This is a genomic window from Chryseobacterium sp. S0630 (assembly GCF_024158915.1).
In the GTDB taxonomy this organism is placed as follows: Bacteria; Bacteroidota; Bacteroidia; order Flavobacteriales; family Weeksellaceae; genus Chryseobacterium.
In genome coordinates, this window is sequence record NZ_JAMZGF010000012.1 from 1 (window position 1) to 21,881 (window position 21,881).

Annotated in this window: 21 protein-coding genes; 13 read left to right on the forward strand and 8 right to left on the reverse strand. The window is 35.0% G+C overall.

Annotation, left to right across the window (positions count from 1 at the left end; genetic code table 11):
* The 8 genes from NK356_RS07610 to NK356_RS07645 all read left to right on the forward strand — a co-directional run.
* Nucleotides 1–804, forward strand: an 804-nt coding sequence (locus NK356_RS07610; RefSeq protein WP_253316625.1) for a GEVED domain-containing protein, incomplete at its 5' end; no start/stop codon positions are given.
* Between the two features lie 478 nt (nt 805–1,282).
* Entirely contained in the window at nt 1,283–1,996 is a 714-nt protein-coding gene (locus NK356_RS07615; protein WP_034694501.1) for a glycohydrolase toxin TNT-related protein, read from the forward strand.
* A gap of 10 nt (nt 1,997–2,006) precedes the next feature.
* Nucleotides 2,007–2,417 carry a hypothetical protein gene (locus NK356_RS07620; RefSeq protein ID WP_253316626.1) on the forward strand — a complete coding sequence of 137 codons (411 nt, stop codon included), beginning with the start codon at nt 2,007–2,009 and terminating at the stop codon, nt 2,415–2,417.
* 115 nt (nt 2,418–2,532) lie between these two features.
* A complete protein-coding gene (locus NK356_RS07625) occupies nt 2,533–3,264 on the forward strand; it encodes an energy transducer TonB (RefSeq protein WP_253316627.1) in 732 nt (243 codons plus the stop codon).
* A 104-nt stretch (nt 3,265–3,368) separates the two neighbouring features.
* A complete protein-coding gene (locus tag NK356_RS07630; RefSeq protein ID WP_034694493.1) occupies nt 3,369–3,836 on the forward strand; it encodes a nucleoside triphosphate pyrophosphohydrolase family protein in 468 nt (155 codons plus the stop codon).
* A 3-nt stretch (nt 3,837–3,839) separates the two neighbouring features.
* Nucleotides 3,840–4,403 (forward strand): thioredoxin family protein, encoded by a 564-nt coding sequence (locus NK356_RS07635; protein ID WP_253316628.1) that lies wholly within the window; start codon nt 3,840–3,842, stop codon nt 4,401–4,403.
* 3 nt (nt 4,404–4,406) lie between these two features.
* On the forward strand, nt 4,407–5,012 hold the full coding sequence (locus NK356_RS07640) for a DUF4230 domain-containing protein (RefSeq protein WP_034694487.1): 606 nt from the start codon (nt 4,407–4,409) through the stop codon (nt 5,010–5,012).
* A gap of 71 nt (nt 5,013–5,083) precedes the next feature.
* Nucleotides 5,084–5,269, forward strand: a complete 186-nt coding sequence (locus NK356_RS07645; protein WP_034694484.1) for a hypothetical protein — start codon at nt 5,084–5,086, stop codon at nt 5,267–5,269.
* 97 nt (nt 5,270–5,366) lie between these two features.
* On the opposite strand, the gene leuB is transcribed toward NK356_RS07645, so the two are convergent.
* The 4 genes from leuB to NK356_RS07665 form a co-directional block, all read right to left on the reverse strand.
* On the reverse strand, nt 5,367–6,491 hold the full coding sequence (gene leuB, locus NK356_RS07650) for a 3-isopropylmalate dehydrogenase (RefSeq protein WP_253316629.1): 1,125 nt from the start codon (nt 6,489–6,491) through the stop codon (nt 5,367–5,369).
* Nucleotides 6,472–7,080, reverse strand: coding sequence for a 3-isopropylmalate dehydratase small subunit (gene leuD / locus NK356_RS07655; protein WP_253316630.1), 609 nt, complete (start codon nt 7,078–7,080; stop codon nt 6,472–6,474). Before leuD ends, leuB begins: the two co-directional genes overlap by 20 nt.
* A gap of 201 nt (nt 7,081–7,281) precedes the next feature.
* On the reverse strand, nt 7,282–8,670 hold the full coding sequence (gene leuC, locus NK356_RS07660; RefSeq protein ID WP_034694476.1) for a 3-isopropylmalate dehydratase large subunit: 1,389 nt from the start codon (nt 8,668–8,670) through the stop codon (nt 7,282–7,284).
* A 29-nt stretch (nt 8,671–8,699) separates the two neighbouring features.
* Complete coding sequence (locus NK356_RS07665; protein ID WP_081906410.1) at nt 8,700–9,863, reverse strand: 2-isopropylmalate synthase; 1,164 nt, start codon at nt 9,861–9,863, stop codon at nt 8,700–8,702.
* A 148-nt stretch (nt 9,864–10,011) separates the two neighbouring features.
* Here NK356_RS07665 and NK356_RS07670 point away from each other — a divergent pair, with 148 nt between their 5' ends.
* Nucleotides 10,012–11,556 (forward strand): hypothetical protein, encoded by a 1,545-nt coding sequence (locus tag NK356_RS07670; protein WP_253316631.1) that lies wholly within the window; start codon nt 10,012–10,014, stop codon nt 11,554–11,556.
* Nucleotides 11,557–12,017: 461 nt separating this feature from the next.
* On the opposite strand, the gene NK356_RS07675 is transcribed toward NK356_RS07670, so the two are convergent.
* Complete coding sequence (locus NK356_RS07675) at nt 12,018–12,992, reverse strand: dipeptidase (protein ID WP_253316632.1); 975 nt, start codon at nt 12,990–12,992, stop codon at nt 12,018–12,020.
* 243 nt (nt 12,993–13,235) lie between these two features.
* On the opposite strand from NK356_RS07675, the gene thrS reads away from it, so the two are divergent.
* Both thrS and infC read left to right on the forward strand, forming a co-directional pair.
* On the forward strand, nt 13,236–15,155 hold the full coding sequence (gene thrS / locus NK356_RS07680) for a threonine--tRNA ligase (protein ID WP_034694469.1): 1,920 nt from the start codon (nt 13,236–13,238) through the stop codon (nt 15,153–15,155).
* Nucleotides 15,156–15,327: 172 nt separating this feature from the next.
* Nucleotides 15,328–15,828 (forward strand): translation initiation factor IF-3, encoded by a 501-nt coding sequence (infC, locus tag NK356_RS07685; RefSeq protein ID WP_027372223.1) that lies wholly within the window; start codon nt 15,328–15,330, stop codon nt 15,826–15,828.
* Nucleotides 15,829–15,923: 95 nt separating this feature from the next.
* Here infC and NK356_RS07690 read toward each other — a convergent pair whose 3' ends face one another.
* Entirely contained in the window at nt 15,924–16,487 is a 564-nt protein-coding gene (locus NK356_RS07690; protein ID WP_253316633.1) for a hypothetical protein, read from the reverse strand.
* A 160-nt stretch (nt 16,488–16,647) separates the two neighbouring features.
* Between NK356_RS07690 and NK356_RS07695 the strand changes: the two genes are divergently transcribed.
* On the forward strand, nt 16,648–17,721 hold the full coding sequence (locus NK356_RS07695) for a resolvase (RefSeq protein ID WP_253316634.1): 1,074 nt from the start codon (nt 16,648–16,650) through the stop codon (nt 17,719–17,721).
* A gap of 309 nt (nt 17,722–18,030) precedes the next feature.
* A complete protein-coding gene (locus tag NK356_RS07700; protein WP_253316635.1) occupies nt 18,031–18,597 on the forward strand; it encodes a hypothetical protein in 567 nt (188 codons plus the stop codon).
* Nucleotides 18,598–18,679: 82 nt separating this feature from the next.
* Here the strand turns inward: NK356_RS07700 and NK356_RS07705 are convergent, their stop codons facing one another.
* Entirely contained in the window at nt 18,680–19,309 is a 630-nt protein-coding gene (locus tag NK356_RS07705) for a response regulator transcription factor (RefSeq protein WP_253316636.1), read from the reverse strand.
* Between the two features lie 2 nt (nt 19,310–19,311).
* Nucleotides 19,312–21,519 carry an ATP-binding protein gene (locus NK356_RS07710; RefSeq protein WP_253316637.1) on the reverse strand — a complete coding sequence of 736 codons (2,208 nt, stop codon included), beginning with the start codon at nt 21,517–21,519 and terminating at the stop codon, nt 19,312–19,314.
* Nucleotides 21,520–21,881 lie beyond the last annotated feature (362 nt).

Sequence of the window (21,881 nt, forward strand, 5' to 3'; positions counted from 1 at the left end):
TATACTGTAACAGGACTTTCACCAGCAACTACGTATTCTTTCTCTGTGAAAGCAAAAGATGCAGCTGGAAATGCTTCTGTATCCAGTAATACAGTGAGTGTGACAACTCTTTCTGGAGGAACTGTTACTTACTGTTCTTCTTCGGCCTCAAATACAGCAGATGAAAGAATCGGAAATGTAACCTTCGGATCTATTAATAATACATCTACAGGAACTGCAGGATATGAAAACTTCACTTCAGTTTCTACCAATGTTACAAGAGGAAGTGCTTACACCATTTCCATTACTCCGGTTTGGACTTCTACAAAATACAGTGAAGCTTACGCAGTTTATATTGATTACAACGGAGACGGAGACTTTACAGACAGCGGAGAACTGGCATGGACAAAAGCAGGGTCTACAACAAGTCCGGTTACAGGATCTATTACCATCCCGGCTACTGCTACTGTTGGATCTACAAGAATGAGAGTAATGATGAAGTATAGTTCAATTCCTACTTCTTCATGTGAAGCATTCACTTATGGACAGGTAGAAGATTATACGCTTAATATTGTTTCTTCCGGAAAAGGAGATCTTCATAGTACGAAAGATCTGATCACCGATGTGAAGCTTTATCCAAACCCTGCAAGAGATATACTTTATATTTCCAATACAACTTCTGAAGATTACAAAATCTTCGATATGGGTGGAAAACTAATCGACTCAGGAAAACTACAAAGAGGATCCGTGAACGTAAGCAACCTTATCAAAGGTGCTTATATGATTCAGATTGGAGAATCTTCTAAGAGATTTGTTAAAAACTAATCCCTTTACAATTAAACGATGTGAAAAAACTGCTCCTTATGGAGCAGTTTTATTTTTTTCCAATGTAAAATATCATCACAATAAACAATTACAAATGAAATTAATCACATAAAAACATTTTATTTAAAACAAAATAACTATAATTTGAGTTTTTTAATTTAAATTTATCGCATAACAATATTTTATTGTGCCGTTTACCCAGATTGTATTTAAGGGAGCTCCAAAGCCGTTTTTGACGTCTCATGCAGCTGCTGCTTCTGACTCTATTTTGGCGTAAATTGATATTTCTACACTTTACTGTCAGAAAAGTGTATTATTAAAACAAATTCCAGTCTCAAAAATTTCTCTTACTGAACAGAAAATCATTACTCATCCTCATTTCAGTAATTCATTTAAGATCTTTGTAAATAATATGATGTTTCAAAAAGGTAATTCCCTCTAATACCTCAATATTTTAAGATAATTTAAAATTTTTTATATGAAACATTTATTTAAGTACATCTTTTTTTTAGCCATCACTTCTTTCTCGGTTGCCTGTAGCTCTGACGATGATGAAGTAATAGACATCAATCCGGATGTGACCACTGTATTCTACAAAAACGCAGATGAATTGGCAGTAACCTATGACCCCAGTAATTCGGTAAGTCAAGCCATAAAAAATCAGGCTTACGACTTGTATAAAAGAGGCAAATGGAGTGAATTGGAATCTCTTTTTAAGGCCAATAATTTAAATGGCGGATGGCCGCCTGCTAACGGAGGCTACAATATTGTTGATGATGTTCCTTTACAGGTTGGACAGAAATTTGACAGATACAGCGGAGCGGTTGGCAACTATACCGGCACGGGAGTTCCTACATTAGGAGGAAGTTTTACAAGTCCTATTATCAATGGTTACACTTATACTTTTACTCAAAGAGCTTTAAACCAACCTGAAGACAAGTACGATTTTTACTATGAAATTGATGTTTTGAATAGCTCTATGCAGTTTAAAACCCAAACCGCAGACATTATTCCATGGTTCAGTCAGGCGGGAAAAGGAAAACAAACCATGTGGAAAATCCCTATCGACATCAACACGGGTTATCAGAAAACATGGAATAAGCTGGCTGAAGAAGGTTATATAAAAGTTACCATTAAGAAAAGTCCCAGCGGAAAATACCCTAACTTAGTAGGCACAGTTATTCAGCCATAAATCAATCCAGATGTATTCAATATCAGAAAAAATAAGCATAACCGAAAAAGTTTTTGTTGAAAAAAGCACCTTCATCAACGATGAAACTCTCCCTTCAGCAATAACCACTTTCACCTGCTGCCATTGCGGAAACAAAAATACTATTGCAATAACACCTTATGAATCAGGATTTCCTATTCTACAACTGTACCATGATGATAAAGTATTATCCAAAGATGAATTGTTAAAGCACAAAATTGCCAATGGAACCTCTCAAAGAATGTTGCATTTCGGAGAATTAACAGTTAATGATTTACCTACTTTATATTTTGGTACCGATTGCACTTCCTGTCATTCAAAATATATAGGCGTTTTCAGCTATGGGGAAAAGCAGCCAGGATTGATGATATTGACCATCTCCGGAATCTGGAAATATGAGTAATTGAAATCCTATCTATATCCTATTAAAAGTCCACAAGTTTCAGATTGTGGACTTTTTTCTTACTTTAGCGAAGAAATTAATAACATTATCAATAACCAGGAAAACACGTTAATTCATGAAAAAGATTACTTTACTTCTTTTCATGCTGTTCTTTGAGTCAGCATATTCACAAAAAACACTTGCCCAATATCCTGATGGCCAGTTTCCTTACCAAGGAGGTTCCCTCCAGTTGTTCTCAGATATGCAGGACTATTTCCTGAAAAGCGGCTCAAAACCATGTGATCAAAATGAGATGTATTTTGTAAGCCTAAAGATTGATGAGAATGGTAAACCTGCTTTAATAAAGAAAAAGAGTGATGACCCTATTATAGAAAAGAACAAATGTGCTTTTACTCTTGCTGTCAAATCTTTAGGGAGCTTAAAAAACTGGCAGCCTGCAGAGCAAAACGGAAAGAAAGTTGCCGCTTATTTCGATTTTCTATTTCAACCCAAGGATTTTTTTGAAAATTACAAACCCGATTATGATATTGAAAAATCATATCAGTCCGCTGCCATGCCCGGTGGAATAAAAGCATTTAGAAAAGATGTTCTTGAAAGCTTAAGTAATTATTTGGATTGGGAAACTTACAACCCAAAAGGAATATTTCTTATATCCTTTGCAATAGATGAAAATGGAGAGATCACCAATGTGGATATTGAACCCAAAGTAGAAAACAATAAAATTCTTCTTGAGGATGTAAAATTTGCTCTGAAAAAAATAAAAGGAAAGTGGAGTCCTGCAAAAACGAATGGAACACCAGTAAAATCATGGTTTAGAATGTCTATTAACTTTAGTTCGCGGGAGTAAAATAAAAACATTAGACAGCCTGCGCTTTTGGGTCTCATATTTTACTCGTGTACATTTCACATTTTACAAATCCTTTTCTATCTTTGTGGGAAATAAAAAAATTCATGGATAAAATTGATAGTCTGAACCAAGTAGCAGAATTCCATACTACTTTCAAAGCCCCTATTTTAGATACCCCACAAATTCCTTCTCCGGAAAGATGCAATTTGAGAGTAGAACTTTTACAGGAAGAATTAAACGAACTGAAGCAGGCGATTGCTGACAATAATATTGTAGAAATTGCTGATGCATTGTGTGATCTTCAGTATGTTTTGAGTGGTGCGGTACTGGAATTCGGACTTGGCAACAAATTTGTAGAGCTATTCAACGAAGTTCAGCGCTCCAATATGTCGAAGGCATGTGATAATGAAGAACAGGCAAAAGAAACTGTTGAATTTTACAAAGAGAAGGAAGTAGAATCTTTTTATGAAAAGTCTGGAGAAAAATTCAATGTTTACAGACAGGCAGATCATAAAGTATTGAAAAACAAATACTACTCTCCTGCTGATTTAAAATCAATTATCGAAAAATAAAATATGAAAAAATTTATTACCAATATTGTTGCCTTTTCAAGTCTGTTCTTAGCAGCACAACAATTTAGCGCTCAAAAAGTAGTGGTAAACCGTGAAGTTGAAACTACGAAAGATGGCAAAATGCTTTTGGGAAACCAGTTGAAAGAGCAGTTTTTAAAAGCTCCTTATGCAGATTGGTATGTAAAAGAACATGATGAATATGCTCTTGACCAAAAAGCAGTCAGTGAATTAAAAAAAGAGAAAATCGGGACTTATGATATTATTGTTTTCATGGGAACCTGGTGTGAAGACAGCCACAGAGATTTTCCTAGACTGATGAAAATATTGGAAGCCGTAGGTTATCCGGAAAATAAATTGAATATTATTGCTGTTAACCGTAAGAAAGAATCTCCTACCGGAGACGAAAGCCTTTACAATCTTCAGAAAGTCCCTACTATTATCCTGAAAAGATATGGAAAAGAAGTAGGTAGAATTATAGAAATGCCTACTACAGGATATATTGAAAGGGATTTGGTTCAAATTCTTAAAAAGAACGATTCATCTGTCATCAAAGAAATTTTTAAATAGATTTTGAGAAATTATAGAACAATATTATCCTTTGTAGCCGGTGCCGGTGCGATGGTGCTGCTATTTTTTGGTCTGAAATCCTGCCTGAACCTTGGAAATAAAACTGAAAAATCGGATTATTATATCCTGACCAATCAGATTTCCAAGATGAATAAGATGGTGGTTTTGGAGCAGAATACTTCCAGTATGCAGAAAACCAAAATGGGTTATGAAGTTTTTGGAAAAGAAATTTCCAGCAACAGCATTATTACTTACACCAAGACTAATGCGCAGGTTTCTTACGATCTTAACAAAATGAAGATCGAAGTAGATTCCATCAATAAGAAGCTTATTATTACAGAGCTTCCTGATGCTGAGATCAGAATAACTCCAAGTGTTGAAATTCAATCTCTGGATGATTCTTTTATTAACAGGATCTCGGAAAAAGACATTAAAAATGTTACAACTAAAGCCAAAGAAACGGCAGAAAAATCAATCGATCAGAATCAATTAAGAACTGAAGGCCGTAAGCAGTTGATGGAAAATCTGAATAATGTTTTTGTTCTGGCGAAGGCTTTGAATTATGAAATAGAGGATAAAACCGGAAAGATTGGTATTCTGGGACTTTAGGAAAAATATTTCTGTTTGGCAAACCCTTTGAATGATACTATCCATATTGTTGACATTTAAAAATCAAAGTCATGGATAAAAAAGGAAAAACCAATAAGAAAGAATCTGCCAATACCGCAGAAACCCAAAAGCAAAATCAGGATTTCCAGAATATTCCTGCAGCATCCAAAAACACCAATCCACCTGATATTGATAAAGAAGATATTCAGAAGTCTTCTAAAAATAAGACAGGAAAAACGGATAATACAAAGGAATAAAAGAGCTGTTAAGGCTTATTGATCACTAAAAAACGAAAAGTTCCGTCTCATATGAGGCGGAACTTCTCTTTCTAACTATCTAACTGAACTTTTGTTTCTATACAATGGTAGATTTTCCGATCTTGATATTTTCAAAATTATAATAAGACTTTTCGGAATATCTGATATGGTCAGCAATAAAGCTTCCCACTTCACTTGTTGAATAATATTGCTTGGTGTTAAGATCAACTGTAACATACTTATTTTCAATAGCATGTTCTACTGATTGCCTTAGTTTGTCTGCTGCAATCTTTAAATTAAGATGATCCAGCATCATCGCTACGCTTAAAATAGAAGCAATAGGATTAGCAATTCCTTTTCCTTTTGCCTGTGGATAAGACCCATGAATAGGCTCAAATAAAGCATTCTTCTCTCCTACTGAAGCTGATGGCAGCAATCCGATAGAACCTCCGATCACACTTGCTTCATCCGAAATAATATCACCAAACATATTTTCCGTTAGAATAACATCAAAATGCTTAGGATTAAGAATCAGCTGCATGGCTGCATTGTCTACAAACATATAATCAAGCTGTACATCAGGATATTCAGGAGCAATTTCCTGACAAGTTTTTCTCCATAATCTTGAAGTATCCAGAACATTGGCTTTATCAATAAGGGTAAGTTTTTTCTTTCTTTTCTGAGCTTCCTGGAATGCCATATGCGCAATCGGAATAATATCTTCACGACTGTATTTGCAGACATCATAAGCATAAGCTCCTTCCGGATCTGTAAATTTTTCACCGAAATAGATTCCGCTTACCAATTCTCTGAAAATCTGAATATCTGCTCCTTCAATAATTTCTCTTTTCAAAGGACTTTTATCAATCAGAGATGCGTACGTTTTCAAAGGGCGGATATTAGCAAACAGTCCCAATTCTTTACGGAGCTTCAATAATCCCTGCTCCGGTCTCACTTTCGCTTCCGGATCATTATCAAAAACCGGATCACCAATAGCTCCAAAAAGCACAGCATCAGATTCTTTACAAATTTTCAACGTTTCTTCAGGTAAAGGATTTCCTGTCTTAAAAATAGCTTCTGCACCTATTAATCCATAATCAAACTGGAATTTACATTGAAAAGCTTCAGCAATAACATCTAATATTTTAATGCTTTCACTGATGATTTCCGGGCCGATCCCATCTCCGGGAAGAACCGCAATTTTAAAATAACTGTCGCTCATTTTCTTTTTGTGTTTTTAATTCAAATTCTGTGATCGTCTGTTTTCTGCTGATTAAAAAATCAATATCATCATAGCCGTTTAGCAGACATATTTTTTTATAAGAATCGAGTTCAAAGGTTTCTGTGGTATCTTTAAAGCTGATCGACTGTAATTCTACGTCAATAGCAATTTCATTATCAGGATTTTCTTTGATTCCTTCTAAAATTTCTTTTAAAAATTCTTCTGAAACTTTTACAGGAAGAAGTCCGTTGTTTAGGGCATTCCCCTTAAAAATATCAGCAAAATAACTGGAAATAATTACTTTAAAACCATAATCTGTCAAAGACCAGGCTGCGTGTTCACGACTGCTTCCACAACCGAAATTATTTCCTGCCACCAGAATCTCACCTTCAAATTTAGGATTGTTTAAAACGAAGTCCGGATTCGGTTCTCCGGTATGAATATTAAACCTCCAGTCTCTGAACAGATTTTCTCCGAAGCCTTTTCTGTCTATACTTTTCAGGAATCTAGCCGGAATAATCTGGTCTGTATCTATATTTTCTGCCGGCAATGGAACTGCGCGGGATTTTAAAACAACTAATTTTTGCATTTATTCTATATTGTTTAGACTTAGAACCACAAAAGGCACAAAAGTTTTCTTTTTTACTTTTCAATTTACTTAACTGAAGTTCACATAAGAATGAAAATCAAAGATTTTCAAAAAGCTTAAGTGTTCTTTTTCTACAAGCAAATGGAATCTTCTTCTTACTTAAGTGTTATCATCTTTTGTGTCTTTGTGGTTAAATTCTTTTTAGTTTACACTTTCAAAAGCTGAAATTTTACCTTCTATTGCTGCTTTTGCTGCGGTAAGCGGACTGGCAAGAATTGTTCTTGAACCTTGTCCCTGTCTGCCTTCAAAGTTTCTGTTGGAGGTGGAAACACAATATTCTCCTTCAGGTATTTTATCATCATTCATCGCCAGACATGCTGAACATCCCGGCTGACGGATCTGAAATCCTGCATCACTGAATATTTTATCCAAACCTTCCTCATAAATCTGCTTCACCACTTGTTGAGATCCGGGAACAATCAGTGCTTTTACAGCCTCAGACTTGCTTTTCCCTTTGATATACTGAGCGGCAGAGCGGAAATCTTCTATCCTTGCATTGGTACAGCTTCCTATGAAAACATAATTAACCTTGATACTGTTAACTGCCTGTCCGGCTTCCAGTCCCATATATTTTAATGCCTTCTCTTCAGATTCATTTTGCGGTGCCGGAATCACTTCACGGATTGAAATCCCCATTCCCGGATTGGTACCATATGTAATCATTGGATAAATATCTGAAGCATCAAAGCTGAGTTCTTCATCAAAAACAGCTCCTTCGTCTGTTTTCAACGTTTTCCAATACCCTACTTTTTCATGCCATTCTTCTCCTTCCGGAGCAAATTTTCGTCCCTGTACATATTCAAAAGTGGTTTCATCAGGAGCAATCATGCCTCCTCTGGCTCCCATTTCAATGCTCATATTGCAGACTGTCATTCTCCCTTCCATGGACATTTCTTCAAATACATTCCCCGCATACTCACAGAAATATCCTGTTCCTCCGTCTGTTCCTATTTTTGAAATGATATAAAGAATCACATCTTTAGGCTGAACATTTTCATTCAATTTACCATTGACTGTAATCCTCATTGATTTTGGTTTGTTCAGCAACAAGCATTGACTGGCAAATACCTGAGCCACCTGACTGGTTCCAATCCCAAAGGCAATAGATCCAAATGCGCCATGCGTAGAGGTATGGCTGTCACCACACACAATACTCATTCCCGGCTGGGTAATTCCCAATTCCGGAGCGATGATGTGAACAATTCCCTGGTATTGGTGTCCTAATCCGAAAAGTTCAATATTGTTTTTCTTACAGTTTTCCGTAAGCTGCTCTACCTGATTTCTTGAAAGTTCATCTTTAATAGGCTGCTCCTGATGTAAAGTAGGTACGTTGTGATCTGCAGTAGCTACAATCTGTTCCGGCCTGAATATTTCCAGATTTCTGGATTCAAGTTCCGCAAAAGCCTGAGGGCTGGTTACCTCATGAATAAGATGTTTGTCTATATAAATGATCTGAGGTCCGTCAGGAATGGTTTCTACCACGTGAGCGTCCCAAACTTTATCAAAAAGTGTCTTTTTACTGTTGTTCATTGTTTACTTTATCTTGATTTAAATCAAACCTATCCTATTTTTCTACTGAAAGAATCCATCATCAGGCTCAGATCATCATTTCCTATTTCTTTTTTAAGGTCAGCGATTTTCAAAAATTCCTGATACAAATAATCAAGTTCATTTTTGGTCACCTCAAAGCCAATATGTTTGAAACGGTAGGCCAATGCTGAACGTCCGCTTCTGGCTGTAAGAATAATGGAAGAGGCATTCACACCTACTTCGGCAGGATCAATGATTTCATACGTTTCTCTGTTTTTAATCACACCGTCCTGATGAATTCCTGAACTGTGAGCAAAGGCATTAGCTCCTACGATAGCTTTGTTTGGCTGTACAGACATTCCCATCAGGTCAGACACCATCACACTCATTTCATTTAACATTCTGGAATTCACATCCGTATGCAGATTCAAGTCTTTATGCTGTTTTAAAATCATGACGACTTCTTCCAATGCTGTATTTCCTGCTCTTTCTCCCAATCCGTTGATCGTACATTCAATCTGACGTGCCCCGTTAATTGCTCCGGCAATAGAATTGGCAGTTGCCAGTCCCAAATCATTGTGACAATGGCATGAAAGCACTGCTTTTTCAATTCCTTTTACGTTTTCTCTCAGATATTTTATTTTCTGACCATACTCTTCCGGTAAGCAATATCCCGTGGTATCAGGAATATTAAGAACAGTGGCTCCTGCTTTGATCACCGCTTCACAAACTCTTGCCAGGTACTCATTATCTGTTCTTCCGGCATCTTCTGCATAAAATTCAACGTCCTCCACATATGTTTTCGCATATCTTACTGCATCAGCGGCTCTTTCAATAATATCTTCTCTTGTGGAGTTGAATTTGTATTTAATATGAGAATCAGAAGTTCCGATTCCTGTATGGATTCTTGGTTTCTTTGCCAACTTCAGCGCTTCTGCAGCTACATCAATATCTTTTTTGTTCGCTCTTGTGAGTCCGCAAACCTTCGCATTTTTTACCAGCTTTGAAATTTCTGAAACCGATTCAAAATCTCCGGGGCTGGAAATTGGGAATCCTGCCTCGATAATATCAATCCCTAATTCATCAAGCCTTTCAGCAATAATCAGTTTTTGTTCCGTATTCAGTTTGCATCCCGGAACCTGTTCCCCATCTCTCAGTGTCGTATCAAAAATTTCGATTTTTTCGGAATTCATAAGTGAAGTTTTTTACTTAATTTTGGCTCAAAACTACAACTTGCGATATTTTTTTATTTTCACTTTTTCTGAAAATTACAATATTCAACAGCTCGAAAAACAATTGTATTTATTTATTAATCAATAATTTAATTCCCCCAAATTTACAATGGCAGAATTGCAGAAAGATTTTTTGTTTGTACTGGTAAAGTCATTGACCACCTCTGAAAAAAGACAGTTTAAGTTATACGTAAACCGTCTCGGAATTAATGTAGATGCCAAATTTCTATTGTTATTTTCTGAAATGGATAAGATGAAGGAATATGATGAAAGCATTATCATTGAGAAAAAAATTTCCACCAAGCAGCAGCTTTCCAACCTTAAGGCTCACCTTTACAAACAGATTCTGGTGAGTCTCCGTATGAACCCGAGTCATCAGAACTACAGAATCCAGCTTCGTGAACAGTTGGATTTTGCAAACATTCTGTATCAGAAAGGGCTTTATAAGCAGGCTTTAAAGATATTGGACAAGACCAAGCAGACAGCTCTGGAACTGGATGAAAAAAGTATCGCTTCGGAAATTATAGACCTTGAAAAAGTAATTGAATCCCAATTTATTACAAGAAGTATTGAAGGCCGTGCCGAAGAGCTTATCAAGCAGTCTCAGGAGATCAGTAAACAAAACCGCTATACGACAAAACTATCCAATCTTTCGCTGAAATTATACAGTGAGATGCTTACCCATGGCTATGTAAAAAACGATGCAGACCGACAGGAAGTGCTGGATGTTTTTAACTCCGAAATTAAAAACATCAACCCTGAGAAACTGAATTTCACCGAAAAACTATGGTATTACAAAGCCCATGTCTGGAAAAACCAGCTTTTACAGGATTATAAATACACGTTGAAATATGCCTATCAGTGGGTGGATCTTTTTCATAAAAAACCTGAAATGATCTACAGCCATCCTGTATGGTATATTAAAGGGAATACTTATTTGCTGAAAATCCTGTTTTTATATGGAAATATTGATATTCTGGAAGAACATTTTCAGAATTTCAATAAAATGGTACATGCGGAGAATTTTGTTCAGAATGAGAACCTTCAGTCTCTTATTTTTCTTACTCAGTACAATACGCTGATGAATATTCACTTTGTAAAAGGAGAATTCTTCACAGGGACCAAGCTTATTCCTGAAGTGGAATTAAAAATGGAAAAGCTTAGAGAAAGGATTGATGAGCACCATTTTATGATTCTGTATCTTAAAATGGCTGCCATGTTTTTCGGCAGTAAAATGTTTGAAAAATCCATTGAGTATTCTATGAGAGTCATAGAATCCAGAGGAAATGTACAGGAAGATCTTTTGTTTCATACCAGAATCCTGATCTTAATGGCAAAATATGAGTCTGGAAATGATGAAGATTATGATGAATTTATTGCTTCTACCTTGAAGTTTGCCCGAAAGATGAAGAAGCCGGAAGAATTCCATTTTGAAAGCATTCAGTTTTTTAAGAACCTGAATAATCAGGTGCCGGATCAAAGACAGAAAGCATTTGAAAGTTTTGATAAAAAGCTGGAAGAGTATTCCAATAATGAATATTACAGACGTTCATTATTCTATATTGATATCCATGGATGGATTAAATCTAAAGTTCAGAATGTGGATGTAATTGAAATTATCAAGCAGAAAGTAAAGTATAAAAGAAAACATTAATTAAAACAACATAAAATACTATATTTAAATATTTTAACACATTTTATTTAATGTAAAATTGAATGTTAAAAATAATTAATTTCTAAAAAAAATAATTTCTCGCAGACTGAGCTGATTTCGCAGATCAACATAAAAAATCTGCTTCATTTGCTACATCTGCGAGAGAATAAAATCATCTAAAATTGTAAAACGCAATATTTTAATTTCATTACTTTCCGATAAGGAAATATAAAAAACATTTAAAATATTAATATTTACAGCATGTATTAACAGGTCGCTCCTCTGGAGCTTTATTTTACGAGGACTTCATTTTTTTCTATTAGCAGTAAATCCCGATGGGATTAAAAAGTCCAGCTCCAATAGGAGCTAACGGTTAATAGGACGTATTTGTTTTAAAATTATTATAGCTCCGTAGGAGCGACCTGTTAATTATGCTTTGATTTAATCAGACAAAAACGATTTTATTTGTACAGGTTTTCTATAAAATTCAGTGCATTTTTATGACTGATTTTTTCAACCAGTTCTGATGAAAATCGTTCTTCAATTTCTTTATTGATGACAGGATATCCAGATGCATTGGAATGCTCCGGAAAGAAAAAAGGATGGCGGGATTTGTCCGGATGATCCTTCCAATAGAAATAATCTGCTCCATAGGCAATGCTGTCTTCTCCTCCAAGATCCAAACCATATTGAATATGTTCGTACAGTCTTTCCGGATGATCAATATCCACATAATCTTTGATAAAATTCAGACCTATTAAGCCTTTTCTGTTGATTACTTCCTTTGCCAGTTCATCAGGAAGGTTTCTGTTGTTTTTATAAACGGACCTGTAGTTGGAATGGCTCGCCAGAATAGGAATTGAGTAATTTTTCTGGTCAATATAAGTGAAAATATCATAGGCCAGCTGATCACTTGTATGAGCTAAATCAATAGCAATTTTACGGTCAGCAATATAATCGATCAGCACTTTTCCATCGTCCTTTAAGCCGGCCGTGGCATTATTTCCGCCTCCAAAACGATTTTCAAGATGATGGGTAATTCCGATATAAAAAACTTTCTGGGTATTTTCAATAATGGTTTCCAGATTTTTGAATCCGGATTCCAGACTTTGGCTTTCATCACAGAAAGCAGAAGCATTCTCTATAGAAGCAATAACTCCTACCCGGTTTTTATTCTCCAAATCATTGTGATTGCCTTTATTAAAAAGGAAAAAGTTCTCATTTTTAATTAATTTTGAAAATAATTTGCTTTGTTCCAGACCATGAACTGTACTATTCGCTCCTGTTCCTGCGTACATAGCCATCACCTGAAGTTTTACATTTCCTTCATGTAAATAAGGTAGTGAACAGCCAATTTCTTTGTCATCAATAGCCGCATCGGATCTTAGCAGATAATATAATAAATCGCAATGCAAGTCAACATTTATAGCATTCATATTAATTTGTAATTTATTTGTTGTTAAAGACTTACAAAAAGAATAAAGATCTTAATATTGGCATTATCATTAATAAAAAATCAAAGGTATTTTTCTATGAAAAACGAAATATGGAATTCAGTGAGACTAAAACCATCTGCATCTTTTACATTTTTAATATTAATTCTCATTCTAAATATGTGCTAATATAGTATTTTATCTAAAAATTCCGTATTTTTGCATCTTAAAATTTCTTAGTAAACAATGATAAAAATTACACTTCCAGACAATAGTGTCAAAGAATTCGAAGGAGCAGTGACTCCTCTAGATGTGGCAAAATCTATAAGCGAGGGATTGGCTAGAAACACCATTTCCGCAATTGTTAATGACAAACAAGTAGAAACAACCACACCTATAACCACGGATTCTACGGTACAGCTTTTGACATGGAATGATGATCTTGGAAAGAAGGCTTTCTGGCACTCTTCTGCCCACCTTTTGGCGCAGGCAATCCTTGAGTTTTATCCTGATGCTAAGTTGACCATCGGTCCTGCTATTGAAAGCGGATTCTATTATGACGTAGATTTCGGGGATGAAAGCTTATCTGAAAAAGATTTTGAAAAGATTGAGAAAAAGATCTTAGAAAATGCGAAGAAAGGTTCTACCTTCTCTCTATACCCGGTTTCTAAAGATGAGGCTTTAAAAACGTATGCAGACAATCCGTATAAAGTTGAATTGATCTCTAATCTTAATGATGGAGAAATCACTTTTGTAACGCACGATAACTTCACAGATTTATGTCGTGGTGGTCACATCCCGAATACAGGAATCGTAAAAGCGGTTAAAATATTAAATGCAGCAGGAGCTTATTGGAGAGGTAATGAAAAGAACCCTCAATTAACAAGAGTATATGGTATTTCTTTCCCTAAGCAGAAAGATCTTACTGAATATCTTGAAAGATTGGAAGAAGCTAAAAGAAGAGACCACAGAAAATTAGGTAAAGAACTTGGAATTTTTGCATTCTCTGAAAAAGTAGGTGCAGGTTTACCACTTTGGTTGCCAAAAGGGACTGCTTTAAGAAGAAAACTGGAAAATTTCCTTTCTGATGCTCAGAAAAAAGGAGGTTATGAATTCGTAATGTCTCCACATATCGGGGCAAAAGAATTATATGTAACTTCAGGACACTGGGATAAATATGGAGAAGATAGCTTCCAGCCGATTAAAACTCCGAACGAAGGAGAAGAATTTTTGTTGAAGCCAATGAACTGTCCTCACCACTGTGAAATCTACAAAACTTCACAATGGAGCTACAGAGATTTACCAAAAAGATATGCAGAATTTGGTACTGTTTACAGATATGAGCAAAGTGGAGAACTTCACGGTTTAACGAGAGTTCGTGGATTTACTCAGGATGACGCTCACCTTTTCTGTACTCCGGATCAGCTTTCTGAAGAATTTGAAAAAGTAATTGATTTAACGCTTTATGTGTTCAAATCTTTAGGTTTTGAAGATTTTGTCACTCAGGTTTCATTAAGAGATCCTGAAAACAAACAAAAATATATCGGTTCCGATGAAAATTGGGAGAAAGCAGAAAGTGCGATCATCAATGCAGCTCAAAAGAAAGGTTTAAAAACAGTAGTAGAATACGGAGAAGCGGCATTCTACGGTCCTAAACTTGACTTCATGGTGAAAGATGCTTTAGGAAGAAAATGGCAGCTTGGAACTATCCAGGTAGACTATAACCTTCCGGAAAGATTTGATCTTCATTATATTGGAAATGATAATGAGAAACACAGACCGGTAATGATTCACAGAGCACCATTCGGTTCTATGGAGCGTTTTATTGCTATTTTGCTGGAAAATACTGCAGGTGATTTCCCATTATGGCTAAGCCCGGATCAGTTTATTATTCTACCAATCAGTGAAAAATATGTAGATTATTCAAAAAAAGTTTCACAATTTTTGGAAAATCACGATATTAGCGGTCAGATTGATGACAGAAACGAGAAGACAGGTAAAAAGATCCGTGATGCGGAATTGAATAAAATTCCTTTCATGCTTGTAGTAGGAGAAAATGAAGAAAAAGAAGGCACGATTTCTGTAAGAAGACGTGGAGAAGGAGATCTTGGAGTAATGAAGATGGAGGATTTCGTTGCTTACTTCAAAAAAGAAGCAGCCATATAAATTTTAAATTAAAAGATTGAAGGATTCAAAAATTAAATAATTAATGGAATCTTTCAATTTTAAATATTTAAATCAATTAAATTAAGTAATTAACCAATAAAATTATAATACAATAGCACAAAGATTTAACAACAGGGGCCCACAGAGACGTCCGGTACAAGAGGACTTACACTTGATCAACGATAAAATTCGTGTGAGAGAGCTTCGTTTAGTGGGCGATAACGTAGAGCCAGGAATTTACCCAATTGACAAAGCAAGACAAATTGCTGCGGAACAGGAATTGGATTTAGTAGTAATTTCTGACAAGGCAGAACCATTTATTGCAAGAGTATTGGAATACAAGAAATTCTTATACGAGCAAAAGAAAAAACAGAAGGAACTTAAAGCTAAGCAGGTAAAAGTGGTAGTAAAAGAGATCCGTTTCGGACCTCAGACTGACGATCACGATTACGAATTCAAAAAGAAGCATGCTGAAAAATTCCTTGAAGAAGGTTCTAAATTAAAAACCTACGTATTTTTTAAAGGACGTTCGATTATCTTTAAAGACCAGGGAGAAATTTTGCTTTTAAAACTTGCTCAGGAACTAGAGCACGTGGGTAAAGTAGACCAGCTTCCTAAACTTGAAGGAAAAAGAATGATTATGATGATGAGTCCTAAAAAACCAGCAAAATAATTAAGTCATTATTTTATATAAAAAAACCTCAAAGTAATTTGAGGTTTTTTTATGCTTACATTTTCAAAAGAGATTGCCCCGGACTACTCTATTGTTTATCCTTCAAAATCTCCACAGTCATGTTCTGTGAAAAGTGGCAAAGCTTTTTTTGTGGTAAAATATTTTGATATTCTTTTGTTCTTTAATTCCAGCTTTTTGCCTTCTATCACAAGTTCATAAACGGGTGCTTTATCTATTTGAGTTAAAATATAGGTTCTCTCCGGTGTTTTAAAAATAGTTTTACCTCCTTCATTAGAGAATGAAAAATCACTAATTTCAAAACTGTCTTTTTCATCACAAACATTGGTCCATTTGATTTGACTCTTTGTTATAGAAAGACTTGTCAAATCGCATGAATAGCAGTTTCCCGAAAATTCTATCCCATATTTTTCGTACACGTCTGTACTCTTGTTGTTCAAGAGATCAATCGGAACCAATGTTGAAAAATCAGCTGGTATTTCTACTGGTTCCGGATCATTATTCACTGCTTTCGGTTTAGATGCTACAACATCTTTTTTGGTGTCCGGAGAAATATTTGTTTCTACTTTTTTGTCTGTAGCGGGTGAACAGGATGCTAATAAAGCAGTCACAACTGAAAGGCTGATTATTAAGTTTTTCATTTTTATAAAGTAAATTACAATATTGGTTTTATTATTTTGTAAAATTCTCCAAAATCCATCGTTCAATATATCCCTGTTTTCAGCCATTTATTCCCTATATCAGGCAGTTTTTGTTGGCTTCTGATCTGAATACTGATACATTTGCCCCAAAATATAGAAAATGAAAATACTCAATCAAATTTTTATATCATCTATGGTTGTTCTTGCAGGATGCAACCAGCAGAATAAAAAATCAGAAACGGATAAAGCAGAAACTGAAGTTAAGCAAAAAACAATAACCCTTGGTGATTTCAAAAAAATAAAAGGGGTGGATAATGTTCAGGAGGTACCGTTTCAATTATTTACCCAACTGGATTCTATACAGTTTTTTGTAACGCCGAGTAAGGATGCGGCCCATTTGAAAATGCCTTACAATAAGTTCGATAATTATTATGGATTCGAAGAGTTTGAGGATTTTTATTCTATTCACTACAGCATTAATAATAACATTTCGAACAGCATTGAAGCTTTTGTTTTGAAATCGGAATTCACGCCTTCTTTTGAACTGACTTTAAAAGATGTGGATCTTTATGAGATTCGAAGCAGCACATTTAAAAAATCATCTGATTTTAAAAACAAGTCTTTTAAAAAATTTGGAACTATTGCTGAGATTTCAGAGCAGGAATTTAAAGCCAATTCAAAAAAAAGAATGGGTGAAGCATTGGTAAAAAATCCGAATATACAACTACAGGAAGGCAACTGGGTATACAAAGAAAATGGCAGAGAAGAAGTGATTACCCAACATGAAAATATATCCACAGAAACCGGACCTCTGGCTAATGAATATGTAGGAAGATCACCTTACTTAAACATGGAGGTTTTCAGAGAAAACTCTGATAAAGTTGTAGATTCTTACTATTCTTTTTTCAATATAAAAAATGCAGTATTGTTTGAACTCAGCACAAATGGTTATCCACAAATTCTTCCTTCCAAGAGCTGGGTTACCTGCATTTCATCTAACAATGATGTAGGAAGCGATTTTATCATCACTCAATACTTACCACAAACCAAGAAACAGGATAATCTTTTATACGTGAATTTCACCAAGTTCAAAATAGCTGATGACAAGAAGGCATTCTGGACCGATAACGACACCTTTTATGCAGAAGTCTATCCTCTTAATTCAGCTTCTGGCAATGGTAAAAAGCAGAAAACAGTTTATATAAAAATCCAGCTGAAGGCTGATCTGTTTTAGTAAGGAAACTGAGAGAATTAGGATCTCAATGAAAATACAATTTACATTTAAAGGAATATGAACTTGTGTAAACTTTTATATTTTGAAATAGTAAGATCGTATTAAGATGTTGAGAGTATTAAGACAAGCTCCGCTTTAAGCTTAAAGATAAGAATGATTCATCTTAACTATCCTTTATTTCTTAAACTCTTCTTAATGGTTTATTAGATAAAAATTTTAACAATTTCAATAATAAAAAACCCCTGAAATCAGCGAGTGTACAGGGAAATAAAGTCCAATATCTTTGCTGCAATAATTTAAAGAGATACAATGAAAAAATTAAGTTTGACTGTCCTTTTTTGTTTATTAAGTTTTATGACTTTTGCACAATCGTTGAAAGTAGTTATTAAACAGGACGGAAAAGTAATACAGCCGGTAAATGATGTTTATGAACTGAAGAAATCTCCTTTCCTGTTTGAGATTACCTCTACCAATCTTGAAGGTTTTTTAGTGGGCGCTACTACAAATAAAGATATCTATGGTGCAGCTTTGGGTGTTTTAAATGCTGAAGTTCCATGGTTTCAGAATACAGGTATGGCAGAGGAACTTTATAACAAGGATAAAGAAATGTTTCTGATGGATTCTGCTCCTTCTTATTGGTATTATACGGATGCGAAAGATCACAGATTTGATAAAAATCCTAAAGGTAATGCAAAGCAATGGACTGCCACACGTACTATAACAAGGTTTTATGATATCATGGTAGACCAGCCTATCAATTTAAAAGATTTTGACGGCAGAGTTTTCATCCTGATGTATCAACCTGAATATAATGACGAATATGATTTAATAGGAAAGAAAAACCTGTTTCAGGCTGCGTTGAAATTCAAAGATTAAAACAAACACACCAATTATTTGATTATATAAGAAAAAGGTCTGCTTTTACGATGTAAGCAGGCCTTTTTTGTAGATGAATATTTTATTCAATAATCAATCCATATTCTATGGCTAACTTTATAGCTGAACTCAGGTTGGATGTCTGAAATTTTTCAATAAGATTTTTTCGGTGGCTTTCTACGGTGTGAGGGCTTATAAAAAGCTTTTCCGCCATTTGATTGGTGGTAAGTCCTTTCGATGCTTCCGCCAGAATTTCTTTTTCTCTTCGGGTTAGTTTCGGAACCTGGCTTAATCCATCTGTTGATTTTTTCTCCAGAACAGATTTGGTTTGAGAGCATAAAAACCTGTTACCGCTATATACAGCATTAATTCCTTCGATAATTTCGGAAACTGAAGCATTTTTTTGAATGTATCCTAAAGCACCTTCAACCAGAGTACTGTTAATTACGGGCAGTTCATTATGAACACTAAGGATAATAATCTGAAGGCTGTTATACTTTTTCTTTAAAGGTTTGATGAGTTCAATACTGTTGGTATCAACCAGATTGATGTCAAGCAACAGAATATCAACAGGCTGTTTTGCAAGACCTGCATTCATTTCCGAAACATTTTTGAAACAATCAACAACATCTATTGTATCACTGTTTCCTAAAATATTTTTAAGTCCTTCCAATAGAAGTGGGTGATCGTCTGTTATGGCTACTTTTATCATGTTTAATGAATAGGGATTTGAAGTTCTATACTGGTGCCAATATTCAATTCGGAGGTAATATTCATTGTTCCTTTTAAAAATTGGACTCTCAGTTCTATATTGTGAAAACCTGCCGTTTTTCTAACGTCTAAGTTGGCATGATCGAAACCTTTACCGTTATCCTCTACTGTAAGGTTTAATAGATTTTCTTCTTCGCTTATCTGAACAATAATTTCTGAAGCATCGGCATGTTTTATCGCATTATTGACTAATTCCTGAATAATTCTATAAATGATCAATTGCTTTTCTTTCGATAGCGAATTGCTGTAATTGATGAACCCTGTGTGGATTTCCAAAGCATTATTGGAAATTCGGGAAGCAAATTCCTGAATAGCTACTTCCAGGCCATATTTTGTTAATAAATCCGGCATTAAATTATGCGCTACCCTTCTTAGTTCTTCTACCGCACCATCAATCTGTTCAATTGATTTTGAAATTCCTTCTTCTATATTTTCAGAATGATGAGGATTTAAATAAGAAAGTTGATGCTTAGTTCCTGAAAGCAAACCTCCCAATCCGTCATGGAGATCACGCGCCAGACGACCACGCTCCTGCTCCTGTCCTTCAAGCAAGGCTGTAAGCGTAGAAATTTTGGAGTTCTGTTTCTCCTGTTCCATGGCTAAAGCATGCAGTTCGTCTCTTCGCTTAATGGATTTAGCACGTTGTTTATAGGCATAAAGCAATAAGAGGATCAAAACGATAAAGAAAATAATAAAAAAGACATAATAGGTATTGATCTTCTCTTTGAAGGCTAATAGTTTTTTGTAGCTATCAATATCATTATTCTTCTGTTGGGTTTCCAGTTTTGCTAAACGAAGCTGCTGTTCCTTTTTCTCTGATTCAAGTTCTGAAAATTTTAGTCTTTCACGCTGATTTTCTTCCACCAGTTTTAAGTTGTTGTAAACCTGTTCACGCTGTGCGCGAAGGATATTGATTAACTTAATTTCCTGTGCTTTTTTGTCACTTTCCAACTGCAGTTTGATATACTTCTGCTCCTGTCGTTCTTTATCAAACTGAGATTCTAATCTTTTGGTAATATCAAGTTTTTCCTGATCGTAAACACTTTTATATTTATCAACATAACTTTTATAATAAGTCAGGGCTTCTTTATAATTGCCCTGCTCTTCACTAATTCTGGATAAAGATTCAAGAATAGACAATTCTATATTATGATCCCTTACCGGGCTTTTTCCAATCTCCATGGAAGCTTTTAGAAAATAAGATTTAGCTAAATCATAATTTTTATCCTGTAAAGCTAATTCTGCCAGAATTCCAAATGATGAAGCAATATGAATAGGATCGCCTATCTCCAGACTCACATTATTGGCTAAGCTGGCATACTGTATTGCTTTATCTCTATCAAATTCAGTATATAAATTGGCTAAATTGATCGCAGCATATGAAAGACTGCTTCTGTTGAGCATTACACTCTTGTTTTTATTAAAAGTTGTTATAGCCTGCAGATAGTATTGCTCTGTCTTATTTCTAAACTCTGTATTCGATGGATTTTGGGTATATTTCTGTTCATATACATATCCCATTCTCATATAGGCATCGAAGATAAGGTTCGGATCATTTTGTTTGGATGCCAGCAGCAAGAACTGTTTGCTATACTTCTCTTCCAGCTGGAATTCATTAAGGTTGGAATAAATCGTAGATAATTCTTTCGCTACGTTACCAAATCTCCCATACAATGTAGAGGTTGTGGGTGAGTTTTCATAATATTCAATCGCTTTTAAATACGCAGTAACAGCTTCAGTTGTTTTATTATTACGGGTGAGAATCCAGCCTTTTGCATAATGGAAATACCCTTTTGCCTCATTACTATTGGTTTTTAGACTGTATCCTTTTGCCAGGTCCAGGCTTTTCAAAGATTCAGCAGTTTTATTATCAAGGCGATAATTCATTGCCTGTACAGCATACAAAATAGTAGCATATTTTCCATCAGTCTGTTTTGCAGCAATAGAAATGTTGGTATTTAAAATCTGATAAGATTTAGGCTTAAGGTTATGGAAAAATAAAGCAGTAGCGTATTTAGGAGCAAGATTCAGCCGTTCAGCTGTATTATTTGAAACCTGATTATATTCTCTTTCTAATCTGTTCAAAACATCCTGTGCCTGAATGAAAAACGGACAAACCAACAAAGTAAATATAAATAATAACCTGTACATCAAACCCTTATCTTTATTAAGTTGCATTATAGTAAAGAACGTAAATATAGGTAAATACCTGCTAATCGATTGTTGGCTTGTATTCTTACCAAAAAAAATACTTTATATCTGTGTTGATGTTAGATGCATATTTTGTTGCAAAATAACTATCATCTCATACTTTTACAGCTTCTTCTTCACTCAATTCTATTTTGTTATTGTTTTTACCCATGTTTTTAATAGTGTGTTAGTTCGAAATAAGAATTGATCATTGAATTGGGTATGAAAAAGAAAGCTATAAAAGTTATAAATGAAAGATTTTAACCGTTTTATCTTTAGTAAATTTTGAGTCAAAGATAAAAATAGAAGTTGTACAAAAACAT

Bases quoted from the DNA above. Each gene is read 5' to 3' on its own strand.
- NK356_RS07615 (WP_034694501.1), top strand. From the start codon at position 1,283: ATGAAACATTTATTTAAGTACATCTTTTTTTTAGCCATCACTTCTTTC.
- NK356_RS07620 (WP_253316626.1), top strand. From the start codon at position 2,007: ATGTATTCAATATCAGAAAAAATAAGCATAACCGAAAAAGTTTTTGTT.
- NK356_RS07625 (WP_253316627.1), top strand. From the start codon at position 2,533: ATGAAAAAGATTACTTTACTTCTTTTCATGCTGTTCTTTGAGTCAGCA.
- NK356_RS07630 (WP_034694493.1), top strand. From the start codon at position 3,369: ATGGATAAAATTGATAGTCTGAACCAAGTAGCAGAATTCCATACTACT.
- NK356_RS07635 (WP_253316628.1), top strand. From the start codon at position 3,840: ATGAAAAAATTTATTACCAATATTGTTGCCTTTTCAAGTCTGTTCTTA.
- NK356_RS07645 (WP_034694484.1), top strand. From the start codon at position 5,084: ATGGATAAAAAAGGAAAAACCAATAAGAAAGAATCTGCCAATACCGCA.
- leuB (WP_253316629.1), bottom strand. From the start codon at position 6,491: ATGAGCGACAGTTATTTTAAAATTGCGGTTCTTCCCGGAGATGGGATC.
- leuD (WP_253316630.1), bottom strand. From the start codon at position 7,080: ATGCAAAAATTAGTTGTTTTAAAATCCCGCGCAGTTCCATTGCCGGCA.
- leuC (WP_034694476.1), bottom strand. From the start codon at position 8,670: ATGAACAACAGTAAAAAGACACTTTTTGATAAAGTTTGGGACGCTCAC.
- NK356_RS07665 (WP_081906410.1), bottom strand. From the start codon at position 9,863: ATGAATTCCGAAAAAATCGAAATTTTTGATACGACACTGAGAGATGGG.
- NK356_RS07670 (WP_253316631.1), top strand. From the start codon at position 10,012: ATGGCAGAATTGCAGAAAGATTTTTTGTTTGTACTGGTAAAGTCATTG.
- NK356_RS07675 (WP_253316632.1), bottom strand. From the start codon at position 12,992: ATGAATGCTATAAATGTTGACTTGCATTGCGATTTATTATATTATCTG.
- thrS (WP_034694469.1), top strand. From the start codon at position 13,236: ATGATAAAAATTACACTTCCAGACAATAGTGTCAAAGAATTCGAAGGA.
- NK356_RS07690 (WP_253316633.1), bottom strand. From the start codon at position 16,487: ATGAAAAACTTAATAATCAGCCTTTCAGTTGTGACTGCTTTATTAGCA.
- NK356_RS07695 (WP_253316634.1), top strand. From the start codon at position 16,648: ATGAAAATACTCAATCAAATTTTTATATCATCTATGGTTGTTCTTGCA.
- NK356_RS07700 (WP_253316635.1), top strand. From the start codon at position 18,031: ATGAAAAAATTAAGTTTGACTGTCCTTTTTTGTTTATTAAGTTTTATG.
- NK356_RS07705 (WP_253316636.1), bottom strand. From the start codon at position 19,309: ATGATAAAAGTAGCCATAACAGACGATCACCCACTTCTATTGGAAGGA.
- NK356_RS07710 (WP_253316637.1), bottom strand. From the start codon at position 21,519: ATGTACAGGTTATTATTTATATTTACTTTGTTGGTTTGTCCGTTTTTC.